12 protein-coding genes are annotated in these 11,895 nt (G+C 63.9%); 9 read left to right on the forward strand and 3 right to left on the reverse strand.

Annotation, left to right across the window (positions count from 1 at the left end):
• Nucleotides 1-79: 79 nt before the first annotated feature.
• The 3 genes from HU748_RS22260 to HU748_RS22270 all read right to left on the reverse strand — a co-directional run bounded on the left by HU748_RS22260 (nucleotide 80) and on the right by HU748_RS22270 (nucleotide 2,372).
• Nucleotides 80-844 (reverse strand): FCD domain-containing protein, encoded by a 765-nt coding sequence (locus tag HU748_RS22260; protein ID WP_186667599.1) that lies wholly within the window; start codon nucleotides 842-844, stop codon nucleotides 80-82.
• A gap of 181 nt (nucleotides 845-1,025) precedes the next feature.
• Entirely contained in the window at nucleotides 1,026-1,256 is a 231-nt protein-coding gene (locus HU748_RS22265; RefSeq protein ID WP_063542822.1) for a PP0621 family protein, read from the reverse strand.
• Between the two features lie 96 nt (nucleotides 1,257-1,352).
• Complete coding sequence (locus HU748_RS22270; protein WP_186667600.1) at nucleotides 1,353-2,372, reverse strand: outer membrane protein assembly factor BamD; 1,020 nt, start codon at nucleotides 2,370-2,372, stop codon at nucleotides 1,353-1,355.
• Between the two features lie 147 nt (nucleotides 2,373-2,519).
• On the opposite strand from HU748_RS22270, the gene rluD reads away from it, so the two are divergent.
• The 9 genes from rluD (at nucleotide 2,520) to HU748_RS22315 (ending at nucleotide 11,839) form a co-directional block, all read left to right on the forward strand.
• A complete protein-coding gene (rluD, locus tag HU748_RS22275; RefSeq protein WP_186721963.1) occupies nucleotides 2,520-3,482 on the forward strand; it encodes a 23S rRNA pseudouridine(1911/1915/1917) synthase RluD in 963 nt (320 codons plus the stop codon).
• Nucleotides 3,479-4,219 (forward strand): peptidoglycan editing factor PgeF, encoded by a 741-nt coding sequence (gene pgeF, locus HU748_RS22280; RefSeq protein WP_186709434.1) that lies wholly within the window; start codon nucleotides 3,479-3,481, stop codon nucleotides 4,217-4,219. Before rluD ends, pgeF begins: the two co-directional genes overlap by 4 nt.
• A gap of 192 nt (nucleotides 4,220-4,411) precedes the next feature.
• The gene (locus HU748_RS22285; RefSeq protein WP_186709431.1) at nucleotides 4,412-7,129 is read left to right on the forward strand and encodes a LuxR C-terminal-related transcriptional regulator; all 2,718 of its coding nucleotides are present in this window, start codon (nucleotides 4,412-4,414) and stop codon (nucleotides 7,127-7,129) included.
• A gap of 155 nt (nucleotides 7,130-7,284) precedes the next feature.
• Complete coding sequence (locus tag HU748_RS22290) at nucleotides 7,285-8,892, forward strand: tetratricopeptide repeat-containing response regulator (RefSeq protein WP_186721965.1); 1,608 nt, start codon at nucleotides 7,285-7,287, stop codon at nucleotides 8,890-8,892.
• Nucleotides 8,889-9,581 carry a HAMP domain-containing sensor histidine kinase gene (locus HU748_RS22295; protein WP_186709427.1) on the forward strand — a complete coding sequence of 231 codons (693 nt, stop codon included), beginning with the start codon at nucleotides 8,889-8,891 and terminating at the stop codon, nucleotides 9,579-9,581. The genes HU748_RS22290 and HU748_RS22295 overlap by 4 nt, the downstream gene beginning before the upstream one ends.
• A 168-nt stretch (nucleotides 9,582-9,749) precedes the next feature.
• Nucleotides 9,750-10,004: an AbrB/MazE/SpoVT family DNA-binding domain-containing protein gene (locus HU748_RS22300; protein WP_186721967.1), complete on the forward strand. Its 255-nt coding sequence runs from the start codon at nucleotides 9,750-9,752 to the stop codon at nucleotides 10,002-10,004.
• Nucleotides 10,001-10,348, forward strand: a complete 348-nt coding sequence (locus tag HU748_RS22305) for a type II toxin-antitoxin system ChpB family toxin (protein ID WP_186721970.1) — start codon at nucleotides 10,001-10,003, stop codon at nucleotides 10,346-10,348. Before HU748_RS22300 ends, HU748_RS22305 begins: the two co-directional genes overlap by 4 nt.
• A 28-nt stretch (nucleotides 10,349-10,376) precedes the next feature.
• Nucleotides 10,377-11,021, forward strand: coding sequence for an MBL fold metallo-hydrolase (locus HU748_RS22310; RefSeq protein WP_186721972.1), 645 nt, complete (start codon nucleotides 10,377-10,379; stop codon nucleotides 11,019-11,021).
• Nucleotides 11,022-11,116: 95 nt separating this feature from the next.
• Nucleotides 11,117-11,839 (forward strand): OmpA family protein, encoded by a 723-nt coding sequence (locus tag HU748_RS22315; protein ID WP_065863405.1) that lies wholly within the window; start codon nucleotides 11,117-11,119, stop codon nucleotides 11,837-11,839.
• Nucleotides 11,840-11,895: the final 56 nt, after the last annotated feature.

Raw genomic sequence — 11,895 nt, forward strand, 5'->3', positions numbered from 1 at the left:
GATTCTGGTTATTAGGCAGGAGTGGCAATGGCAAAGCGGGTACGGCCGGGCCTGTAGGCAGGCCTCTGTGCAGGCTGGATCAGTGGTGGTGCTCGAACTCCAGCAGGAAGTTGCGTTCGACCTCGCCCTCCAGCGCGGTCATGTGATGTTCGGCGTCGCACATGTGCTCGTGCATCAGCCGGCGCACGGCCTTTTCATCGCTGGCGCGCAGGGCGACCAGCAGTTGCTTGTGGTAGTCGATGTTGGCCGCGGCGAACTGCTGGCGCTTGGGCAGGTAGGCCTTCTTCAGTACCACCAGGTCGCGCAGCAGGTCGTTGAGGAACACCGCCATGAAGCGCAGCAGCGGATTGGGGCAGCGGCGTGCCAGCAAGGTGTGGAACTCGATTTCCGCCAGGCGCTGTTCGCGCTGGCCCTGCTCGCTGTCTTCCGGGGTGCTGCAGAAGTCGATGTTGGCCTGCAGTGCGGCATAGTCGGCGTCGCTGAGCTGCCCCATCACGGCCACTGCCAACTCGACCTCGATGACCTTGCGCAACTGGTAGACCTGTTCGCCGTCCAGATGCTGGAAGTGCAGGTAGTTGCGCAGCGCGCGACTGGCCGGCTCGGTGCCCACTTCAGCGAGATAGGCGCCGCCGGTCGGGCCGGTGCGGGTGTTGACCAGCCCTTCGACCTCCAGGGCCTTGAGTGCCTCGCGGGCGGTCCCTTTGGAGCATTCGAAGTGCTCCATCAGCTCGCGTTCGGTGGGCAGGCGATCACCGGGGCGCAAGGCTTCGGTGACGATCGAGCGCTTGACCGATTCGACGATCAGGTCCGAGAGCTTCTGGCGCTTGCGTTTGGGCTTGAGCATTTCGCTATTTTTCATATTTATGCGGATAAATAGGATTTAGCGAGTTTTGTCGGGCAGGGTCAATGGTGGCGGGGGGGAGGGGTCGCAAATGGAGCTAAAGGGTCGGGGAGGGATAAGCGGGCCTTGCCCGGCAATCTGAAAACTGGCCCCTCCTGCACTGGGGGGAGCCAGTTGTCGGCAATCAGCCTTGTCGGCCAGGACCCTGCTCGAGGTGGGCCTGGCTGCAGTACCAGTCCTTGCCGAGCTTGAGTGCCCGGTCGTTGGGCAGGTGTACGCCGCAATGGGCGCAGCGCACCATGGTCAAGGGGTCTTCGAGGCGTGGCTCGGGGCGTGATTGCTGGCTGATCTTGAATTTACGCCACAGCCAGAACGCGGCGGCGATCAGGGCGATCCAGAAGAGTAGACGAACCATGGTGTCCAGCTTGTCGTGAATGAAGAGGCCACAGTCTAGGACGCGGCCATGAAAAAAGGGAGGCCTGGGCCTCCCTTTCTGTCGTTGCGCGATCTGTCAGTCGAACAGACCGAAGGTCAGGTAGCTGAACCAGGAACGATCCTCTTCGGCTTCCTTGGGGCCAGCCGGCAGGATCGGATCGCCGTTCTCGTCCTTGGGCAGCAGGTCGGCCGGCATTTCCGAGCGGGCGTCCTTGAACTGACGGACCACGTCCTGGTTGGCGCGGGTTTCACCCGGTGGCAGCGGGGTGTCGGTCTCGATCAGGCCCAGGGTAGCCTTGGACAGCCAGGAGCGACCGTCGGACTCGCTCTGCTTGGGTACGAACTGACCGTCGACCAGGCTCGGGTGGTTCGGGTAGTTGAGCTTGAGGGTTTCCAGGCTGGTGGCGGCCAGGTCGTCCAGGTGCATTTTCTGGTAGGCCTCGGTCATCACGGCCAGGCCGTCGGCAACCGATGGCGTTTCCTGGAAGTTCTCCACCACGTAGCGGCCACGGTTGGCGGCGGCAACGTAAGCCTCGCGGCTCAGGTAGTAGTCGGCGACGTGGATTTCGTAGGAGGCCAGCAGGTTGCGCAGGTAGATCATGCGCTGCTTGGCGTCCGGGGCGTAGCGGCTGTTGGGGAAGCGGCTGGTGAGCTGGGCGAACTCGTTGTACGAGTCGCGCGCCGCGCCCGGGTCACGCTTGGTCATGTCCAGCGGCAGGAAGCGCGCCAGCAGGCCGCGGTCCTGGTCGAACGAGGTCAGGCCTTTCAGATAATAGGCGTAGTCGACGTTCGGGTGCTGCGGGTGCAGGCGGATGAAGCGTTCGGCAGCAGACTTGGCGGCCTCCGGCTCGGTGTTCTTGTAGTTGGCGTAGATCAGCTCGAGCTGGGCCTGGTCGGCGTAGCGGCCGAACGGGTAGCGCGATTCCAGGGCCTTGAGCTTGTTCACGGCACTGGTGTAGCTGTGGTTGTCCAGGTCGGCCTGCGCCTGCTGGTACAACTCGGCTTCGCTGAGGTTCTCGTCAATGACTTCCTTGTTCGAGGAACAGGCAGCAGTGAGCCCGAGGATGGCGATCAGCAGCAGGTGTTTCACTTGCATGGCGGCTTGCGTCCTTTGACGGCCGCTGTCTTGGGCGGTGCCGTCCTGTTATGATGAGCGCCCCCGGCCAACCCCGGGGCAAAAGAAGCCGTATTTAACCACAAGCACGCAGCTGAAACCAAAGGCTGTAAGCCCATCGATTCGAGCATGTCCGAGATCATTCAACTTAGTGCAGAGGTCCCGTCCGAGCTGGGCGGCCAACGCCTCGACCAGGTCGCCGCCCAATTGTTCGACGAGTACTCGCGTTCGCGCCTGACTTCGTGGATCAAGGAAGGCCGCCTGACCGTCGATGGTGCGGTGCTGCGCCCGCGCGATACCGTCCACACCGGCTCCGTTCTCGCCCTGGAGGCCGAACAGGAGGCCCAGGGTGAATGGGAGGCAGAGGACATCGATCTGGACATCGTCTATGAAGACGATCAGATCCTGGTGATCAACAAGCCTGCCGGGCTGGTGGTCCACCCGGCTGTCGGGCATGCCAGCGGGACCCTGCTCAACGCCTTGCTGCACCATGTGCCGGACATCATCAACGTGCCGCGCGCCGGCATCGTCCACCGCCTGGACAAGGACACCACCGGTCTGATGGTGGTCGCCAAGACGCTGCAGGCGCAGACCAACCTCGTCGACCAACTGCAGAAGCGCTCGGTCAGCCGCATCTATGAATGCATCGTGGTTGGCGTGGTGACGGCCGGTGGCAAGATCGACGCACCGATCGGTCGCCACGGCGGCATGCGTCAGCGCATGGCGGTCACCGATGGCGGCAAGCCGGCGGTCAGCCACTATCGCGTGCTCAAGCGCTTCCGCTCGCACACCCATGTGCGGGTCAAGCTGGAGACCGGGCGTACCCACCAGATTCGTGTGCACATGGCCCATGTCGGTTTCCCGCTAGTGGGTGACCAGACCTACGGCGGTCGCTTCCGCATCCCGCCGGCGGCCAGCGTGGCCATGGTCGAGGCGGTCAAGCATTTCCCGCGTCAGGCGCTGCACGCACGCTTCCTGGCGCTGGACCATCCGACGACCGGTGAGCGCATGGAGTGGAAATCGCCCTTGCCGGACGACTTCATGTGGCTGCTGTCGCTGCTCGACCAGGACCGCGAGAGCTTCATCGGATGAGCGAGCTGACGCAATCGCTGATCTTCCCCGACTGGCCGGCCCCGGCCTCGGTTCGCGCTTGCGTCACCACGCGTGAGGGCGGCGTCAGCCTGCCGCCCTACGACACCTTCAACCTGGGTGACCACGTGGGCGACGACCCGGCGGCGGTTGCCGAGAATCGCCGCCGCCTGGGCGATGAATTCGCTATCCAGCCGGCCTGGCTCAAGCAAGTGCATGGCCTGGTCGTGGCCGACGCCGATCCGGCCGTGGTGGCCGAAGCGGATGCCAGCTGGACCGACCAGCCTGGTATCGCCTGTACCGTGATGACCGCCGATTGCCTGCCCGCGCTGTTCTGCGATCGTGCCGGCACGCGTGTGGCGGCCGCCCATGCGGGCTGGCGCGGGCTGGCCGGTGGCGTGCTGGAAGCCACCCTTGATCGTCTGGCGCTGGCACCTGAACAGGTGCTGGTTTGGCTGGGCCCTGCCATCGGCCCGCAAGCGTTCGAGGTGGGCCTGGAAGTGCGCGATGCTTTCACCGCCGTGCATCCGGAGGCTGCCAGTGCCTTCGTCGCGGGCGAGCGCCCCGACAAGCTGATCGCCGACATCTATGCCCTGGCGCGTATCCGTCTGGCCGCGCGCGGCGTGACGGCCGTGTATGGCGGCGGTTTCTGCACGGTCAGCGATCCGCGTTTCTTCTCCTATCGACGCACCCCACAGGGCGGGCGTTTCGCCTCGCTGGTCTGGCTCGAACCTCGCTGAGCCTTTGCGCCCTTGCCGGGGCGGTCTGTGCTATGCCGTGCAATAGATCTCACTGATGTCCATCAGTGTTGTTGCTTTTTGTCGTAGTCTTTTCCCTCTCAAGCGTTTCGATTTTCTTCAAATGCGCCGCAATAGCCGTTAGTCTCGCAACAATCCGTACCGCCGTGATCTTCCAACCAGAACGAGTCGGCCATGACAGATTTGTCCCGTACGCATGGAGTCGCCAGCCAGGCCCTGGGTCTGCTGGACGGGCGTTTCTTCCGGCCACCGCTGCCGGACGGGCATGTGCTGCGCGCGCGCTTGTGCCAGCGCCTTGAAGCCGGGCTGGATGGGCGGTTGCTGCTGGTCAACGCACCGGCGGGGTTCGGCAAGAGTTCGCTGGCCATCGAGTTCTGCCAGCAACTGCCCAGCCACTGGCGCAGCCTCTGGTTGGGCCTGAGCCAGCGCGATGCCGACCCCGGTCGTTTCCTCGAGCGTCTGCTCGAAGGCTTGCAGCAGTTCTGCCCGGCGTTGGGTGGTCAGGCTATGGGCTTGCTAAAGATGCGCCAGCGCCATCAGCCGTTCGCCTTCGAAGAATGGCTCGACAGCCTGCTCGACGAGCTGGCGCTCTACCTGAATAGCGATACGCCGCTGCTGCTGGTGCTGGATGACTACCATCTTGCCCAGGGGCCGGTTCTCGATCGCTGCCTGCAGTTCTTCCTCAACCATTTGCCGCCGGGTCTGGCATTGCTGGTCACCAGCCGTCAGCGCCCCGACTGGCATCTGGCGCGGCTACGCCTGTCGCGCCAGTTGGCCGAACTCAACGAACAAGACTTGCGCCTGACCTCCGACGAAGCCCTCGCCGTGATTGGCCGCCAGCCCACCGGCCTGCGTGGTCAGGCGCTGGACAACCTGATCCAGCGCAGCGACGGCTGGGTCGCCGGGCTGCGTTTCTGGCAACTGGCGACCAGCGAGTCTGGCGAGGACCATGCCTTGCCCCAGGCGCTGCACGGTGGTGAAGGGTTGATCCGCGATTACCTGCTTGAAGAGGTCATCGAGATCCTGCCGGTAGAAGTCCAGGCCTTCCTCTATGACACCGCCTGCCAGGAGCGCTTCTGCATCGAACTGTGCGACGCCCTGCGCGAGCGCGAGGACAGCGCGGCCATCCTGCGTTACCTGCAGGCTCACCAGGTGTTCCTGGTGCCGCTGGATGAGCACGGTCGCTGGTTCCGGTATCACCACCTGTTCTCCGACCTGCTGCGCAGTCGCCAGGCCAGCGAGCCTTCGGCGGCGCTGCATCTGCGTGCCTGTCGCTGGTTCGAGCGCCAGGGGCTGCTCGACGAAGCGGTGGAGCAAGCCTTGCGTGCGGGTTCTCTGGATGTCGCCGCCGATCTGGTGCAGAGCCTTTCCGAAGAGCAACTGCTGGCCGAACAGAACGTCGGCATGCTGTTGCGCTGGAAGATGGACCTGCCTGACAGCCTGCTGATCAGTACGCCACGCTTGATCGTGCTGTACAGCTGGGCACTGGGCCTGGCCTGCCAGTTGGATGCTGCCGAAGAACTGGCGGCCTATCTCAGCCGTTTCCTCCCAGCGCCCTCGGCGACCGCCCAGAAATCCATGCTCGCCCAGTGGCTGGCGCTCAGCGGCGTGATCGCGCGCGGCCGCGGCGATCGCGAGCGCACCCTGGCCTACTGCGAGGAAGCCCTGCAGAGCCTGCCCTGCAAGCGCTATGGCCAGCGTCTGGTGTGCCTGTCGACGCTGTCCAACCTGGCCATTGCCGACGGTGACTTCTGGCGGGCGCGGGGCTGGAACCGTGAGGCGCTGGAGTTGGCCCAGCGTGTTGGCAATCCATTGTTCGAGGCCCTGGCCCATTACGATCGCGCCAGGGTATTGCACGCCCGCGGCGAGGTGTTGCGCGCCCTGGACGAGGTGCGTCAGGGGTTGCAGCGTCTGCAGGGGTTGTCGGGGCAGCGCCTGTACGCCGTGCGCGCCCGCTTGATTCTCTACGAAGGCTACCTGTATGCCTCGCGCCTGCAACCAGGCCAGGGGCGGGCGCGGTTGCGCGCCGGGCTGAGCGAAGCGCGGGCGTGTCGTGATATCAGCGTACTGATCGGCCACTGCGTGATCGCCTCGCTGGAGGGGCGCGACGGTCGCTTCGCCGAGGCTTTTGCGGAGCTCGCCGAGGCCGAGCGGCTGATGCACATCTGGGACGTGCCGCCGATCTTCTACCTGGCCATGATCACGCTGGTGAAGTGCGAACTCTGGCTGGCCCAGGGCCGCACCGACCTTGCCGAGTCCTGGCTGCTGCGCCTGGGGCAGACCTACGGCGGAGAGCAACCGGCCGCTGCACCGGAATTTCATCCATTGCTGCCACTGCATATCGAGCTGCAACAAGCGTTGCTGGAGCGCACCCTGGCACGACCGGAGCCCGCCGAGCAGCGCCTGCGGGCACTGGTGGCACAGGGGGAGGCCAGTGGTGGAATGATGCTGGCGGTCAGCGCGCTGTGCCAGTTGGTTGATCTGTTGCTGGCGCAGGGACGCGAACAGGAAGCGGGCAAGTTGCTGGCCAAAGCACTCGAGGCTGCGCATGGCGGGGCTTTGCACGCTTTCCAGCGGCTGCTGGAGGAGCGTCCGATATGGTTGCGCGAGCAGCTCGCCGCCAGCCCCGTGTGCCCGGTCCAGGCCGAATTGCTGGCACGCCTGCCGCAGACTCCGCCTGTCAGCGTGGCCAGCAACGAGGCGCTCAGCGGCCGTGAGCTGGCGGTGCTGGAGCTGATCGCGCAAGGCTGCTCCAACCAGCAGATCAGCGAGCGCCTGTTCATCTCCCTGCATACCGTCAAGACCCACGCCAGCCATATCAACAGCAAGCTGGGCGTGGAGCGCCGCACGCAAGCAGTGGCACGGGCCAAGTCGCTGGGCCTGCTGGTCTAGAAAGCGCCTTGCAGTTAAAATGATGGCTAGTTGCCACTATCTCGTCATGCGCTGACTTCCCGGTCTCATCTTTCCCGCCGCCCGGCCGATACAGCATTCGCCGGGCCCAGTCGCCGCAGGCCTTTTTCCACTTCTTCCCAATACAGGTCGTGTTGATGCTGCAGTATGGGCAAAAAAGCTTTCTGATCGTCGACGACTTCACCGACTTTCGCACCTCGACGCGCTCCATGCTGCGCGAGTTGGGTGTGCGCGACGTGGATACCGCCGACAGCGGCGAGCAGGCCCTGCGCATGTGCGCGCAGAAGCGCTACGACTTCATCCTCCAGGACTTCCACCTGGGCGATGGCAAGAAGAATGGCCAGCAGGTGCTCGAGGACCTGCTGCTGGACAAGCTCATCAGCCATGAATGCGTGTTCATCATGGTCACGGCCGAAAGCAGCCAGTCGATTGTCCTCAGCGCCATCGAGCATGAACCGGATGCCTATCTGACCAAGCCGTTCAACCGCCTGGGCCTGGCGCAGCGCCTGGAAAAGCTGGTGCAGCGCAAGACCTTGCTCAAGCCGATTCTCCAGGCGCTGGACCGTGGGCGCCCGGCCGAGGTGCTGGCGGCCTGCGCCGAGCTGTGCAAGCAGGATCCGCGTTTCGCGCCGTTGTGCCTGCGCTACCGGGCCGATGCACTGCGCGACCTCAATCGCTTCGACGACCTGGAAAAGTTTCTCACCAACATTCTGGCCAGCCGCCCGCAGCCTTGGGTGTATGCGGCGCTGGGCAGCCTGATGCACAAGCGTGGCCAGTACGAACAGGCCCAGGGCGTCTATGAGCAGGCGCTCAAGGCCTTCCCGATCATGCCAGGGCTTTACGACGGGCTGGCTGAAGTGCTGGTGGCCAAGGGCGACAACAAGCGCGCCCAGCACATGCTCGAGGAAGCCGTGCGCCTGTCACCGCTGGCGGTACGGCGCCAGGCGGCGCTGGGCAAGCTGGCCCTGGACAACGAAGACTACGAAGGCGCATCCAAGGCCTACCGGCACGCCGTGAGCCAGGGGCAGAGCTCGCGCTACAAGAGCGCCGAGAGCAACCTGGGCCTGGTCCAGGCGCTGATGAACAAGAACGCCGGCAATGGCCTCGATGCGCGTACGCGGGTCGAGATCAATACCGTGCTCAGCGAAGTTGCCAAGGAACACACCGAAGACCAGGGCCTGCAAGTTCGCGCCCGCCTGATGAAGGCTGCCAGCCTGCAGCAGGCCGGCGATGCGGAAACCGCGGCCAAGCTCACCGAGCAGGCCATGCAGCGTCTGGAAAAGATGGATCAGTTCTTCTCGGTCGATGCCGCGCTGACCGTGGCCAAGCAGCTCAAGGACCTGGGGCAGGAGTCGGCCGGGACTTCGATTCTCAAGGGGTGCGTGGAAACCTACGGGGATGACCCGAAAGTCATGCAGAGCGTGGCCAAGGTCACCGACGATCCGACGGTGCTCGGAGCCGTCACCGAGGCTGTCGACCTCAACCGCCAAGGGGTGCGCAGCTATCAGGGCGGCCAGTTGAACGAGGCCCTGGAGATGTTTCGCAAGGCCCTGTCGCTGCAACCGAAGAACATCAGCATTGCCCTCAATACCGCCCAGGCGCTGCTGCGTATCGGCGGCGAAAGTCCGTCGGAGTCGCTTATGCAGGAATGTCGCAACTGCCTGAACAGCGTGGCTGGCATCCCCGCCAGCGACAGCCGTTTCGACCGCTACCGCAAGCTGCACGTGCGGGTGTTCGGCGCATGAGCCGGGATGAGCAGGGGCTGGATTTCTCGACGGTGATCGCCTCCACCGTGCACGACATGAAGAACTCGCTCTCGGCGCTGATCCAGGCCCACGATCAGTGGCTGGCGCGTTTGCCCGAACAGGCCCGCAGTGGCAGCGAACAAGGGGTGATGGAGCATGAGTTCCGCCACCTCAACGGGATGCTGGTGCAATTGCTGGGGTTGTACAAGCTGGGCATCAACCAGTTGCCGATCTGCCCCGACTACCACGAGCTCGAGGATTTCGTCGAAGCCCAGTTGGCGGCGCAGCAGGAAGTCATCCGCCACCGCGACGTGCTGGCGACCTGGCGCATCGACACCGAAAGCCCGCTGGGCTTCTTCGACCGCGAACTGGTCGCCTCGGTGGTCGCCAACGTACTGACCAACGCCATTCGCTACGCCGGGCACACGCTGCTGATCAGCGTCGAGGAGGAGGGCGAGCAGTTGGTGATCAGCGTCAACGATGATGGTCCCGGTTATCCACAGCGCATGCTCGAGCGTCAGCAGGACTACGTGCAGGGCATCGACCAGCAGAGCGGCAGCACCGGCCTTGGCCTGTACTTCGCGGCCAGGATCGCCGCCCTGCACGAGCGCAACGGCGTACGCGGGCGGATCGAAATCGCCAACGGTGGTGCGCTGGGTGGCGGGTTGTTCAGGTTGTATTTGCCTTGACTCTGGCTGTTTGAGTGTCACTTCCCACTGCGTTGTGGGATAGCTCCTGACCTCGGTTTCATGACTTCAGAAGCAGCGCTTCAGATGACAATGTAGACACGTTGTTTCTACAAGTTACTTGCAATCATCTGGAGGGTTTCTACTATGTATCCACCTTTGGAGATACTTATGGAAGTCAAGATTCAACAATGGGGCAACAGCGCTGCCATTCGCCTGCCATCGACCATTCTCAAGCAGATGCGCCTGAGCGTGGGCTCCGTCCTCAGCCTGGATACCGCCACCGGGTCGCTGGTTTTCAAGCCCGTCCGATCAAAACCCAAGTACAAGCTTGAGGATCTGATGGCCCAGTGCGATCTCGATGCACCTGAGCCGGATGAGCTCGCGGCGTGGAACGCCATTCGTCCTGTCGGTCGTGAGGTATGAGGCGGGCGGGATTCGCCAGGGGCGATATTGTGCGAGTCGATCTTGAGCCTGTGGTCGGTCGCGAGCAGCAAGGTGCGATGCGCCAGGTGCTTGTACTGACGCCGGCTGCCTACAATACCGCGGGCCTGGCCGTGGTCGTCCCGATTACTCAAGGTGGGGATTTCACCCGGCATGCCGGGTTTGCAGTCACGCTCAGCGGGGCAGGTACGCGAACCCAGGGCGTGGTGTTGTGCAACCAGTTGCGTACGATGGATCTCGAGGCGCGTGGTGCCCGGCGTATCGAGTCTGTTCCCGACGTCGTCATCGATGATGCGCTGGCGCGCGTACAAACCTTATTCGAATGAGCGTGAAGTCGCTTGGAGCTGGACTCCCATGACCCATATCCCTGTATCGCTGATCCGCGAAACCTTCCCCGTAGGCCCCCTGCAATGCAACTGCACGCTGATCGGCGACCCGGTCAGCAAGAAGGCCATCGTCGTCGACCCCGGTGGCGACGAGCAGAAGATTCTCGCGCGCCTGCAACAGCATGGCCTGACGCTGGTGAGCATCATCCATACCCACGCCCATTTCGATCACTTCCTGGCCTCCGGCAGGCTCAAGGAACTGACCGGTGCGACCCTGCACCTGCACAAGGACGACAAGCCGCTGTGGGACAACCTGGAGATGCAGTGCCAGATGTTCGGCGTGCCCTACACGCCCGTCCCTTCCCCCGACCGCTGGCTCGCCGATGACGAGGCGCTGGCCTGCGGCTGTGGCGTGGCGCTGCACACACCCGGGCATACGCCGGGCTCGATGAGTTTCTGGTTTGCCGAACACAAGCTGCTGATTGCCGGCGACACTCTGTTCCGGCGTGGCGTGGGGCGCACCGATTTGTGGGGGGGCGATCAACGGGCTATCGTTCGTTCCATCAAGGAGCGGCTGTACCGCCTGGATGAAGAGGCGATCGTGGTGACCGGCCATGGTCCGGACACTCGCCTCGGCGAAGAGATGCGTGAAAACCCGTTCGTGCGGGCGTGAAGTTTCATGGAATTTTTCCGCGTCGCTGCAATCCAAGGCTGGCACTGATCCGTATACGATCCGCTGCACTTTCGAATTTCACCAGGAGCTTGTCCATGTTCACCATGCGTCGTCTGATTATCGTCGCTACCGCTGCTGCCCTGATGACCGGCTGTGCCGGCCAGAACCCCTACGACAACCAGGGCCAGGCGCAGGGCGGCTCCACAGGGATGAGCAAGACTGCCAAGTACGGTGGCCTGGGTGCACTGGCCGGTGCCATCGCCGGTGCGGCCATCGATCACAACAACCGTGGCAAGGGTGCGCTGATCGGCGCTGCTGCGGTAGGCGCCGCTGCCGCCGGTTATGGCTACTATGCCGACAAGCAGGAAGCCGAACTGCGCGCGCAGATGGCCAACACCGGTGTCGAAGTGCAGCGCCAGGGCGACCAGATCAAGCTGATCATGCCAGGTAACATCACCTTCGCTACCGATTCGGCGAACATCGCCCCAAGCTTCTACTCGCCGCTGAACAACCTCGCCAGCTCGTTCAAGCAGTTCAACCAGAACACCATCGAAGTGGTCGGCTTCACCGACAGCACCGGCAGCCGCCAGCACAACATGGACCTGTCGCAGCGTCGCGCGCAGGCCGTCAGCACCTACCTGACCTCGCAGGGCGTCGATGCGTCACGGGTGTCGGTTCGTGGCATGGGCCCGGACCAGCCGATCGCCAGCAACGCCGATGCCAATGGCCGGGCGCAGAACCGTCGCGTCGAGGTCAACCTGAAGCCGATCCCTGGCCAGCAGTATGACCAGCAGGGCACCGTTCAGCAGTATCCCTGACCTGTAACGCAGCCGCTTTGCGGCCCTTTCGCGGGACAAGTCGGTACGCCGGCTTG

The sequence above is a fragment of the Pseudomonas sp. RW3S2 genome, from assembly GCF_014268955.1.
GTDB lineage: Bacteria > Pseudomonadota > Gammaproteobacteria > Pseudomonadales > Pseudomonadaceae > Aquipseudomonas > Aquipseudomonas wayambapalatensis.

Coding starts and splice junctions, on each gene's coding strand:
- HU748_RS22260 (WP_186667599.1), bottom strand. CDS start 844: ATGCTCAAGCCCAAACGCAAGCGCCAGAAGCTCTCGGACCTGATCGTC.
- HU748_RS22265 (WP_063542822.1), bottom strand. CDS start 1,256: ATGGTTCGTCTACTCTTCTGGATCGCCCTGATCGCCGCCGCGTTCTGG.
- HU748_RS22270 (WP_186667600.1), bottom strand. CDS start 2,372: ATGCAAGTGAAACACCTGCTGCTGATCGCCATCCTCGGGCTCACTGCT.
- rluD (WP_186721963.1), top strand. CDS start 2,520: ATGTCCGAGATCATTCAACTTAGTGCAGAGGTCCCGTCCGAGCTGGGC.
- pgeF (WP_186709434.1), top strand. CDS start 3,479: ATGAGCGAGCTGACGCAATCGCTGATCTTCCCCGACTGGCCGGCCCCG.
- HU748_RS22285 (WP_186709431.1), top strand. CDS start 4,412: ATGACAGATTTGTCCCGTACGCATGGAGTCGCCAGCCAGGCCCTGGGT.
- HU748_RS22290 (WP_186721965.1), top strand. CDS start 7,285: ATGCTGCAGTATGGGCAAAAAAGCTTTCTGATCGTCGACGACTTCACC.
- HU748_RS22295 (WP_186709427.1), top strand. CDS start 8,889: ATGAGCCGGGATGAGCAGGGGCTGGATTTCTCGACGGTGATCGCCTCC.
- HU748_RS22300 (WP_186721967.1), top strand. CDS start 9,750: ATGGAAGTCAAGATTCAACAATGGGGCAACAGCGCTGCCATTCGCCTG.
- HU748_RS22305 (WP_186721970.1), top strand. CDS start 10,001: ATGAGGCGGGCGGGATTCGCCAGGGGCGATATTGTGCGAGTCGATCTT.
- HU748_RS22310 (WP_186721972.1), top strand. CDS start 10,377: ATGACCCATATCCCTGTATCGCTGATCCGCGAAACCTTCCCCGTAGGC.
- HU748_RS22315 (WP_065863405.1), top strand. CDS start 11,117: ATGTTCACCATGCGTCGTCTGATTATCGTCGCTACCGCTGCTGCCCTG.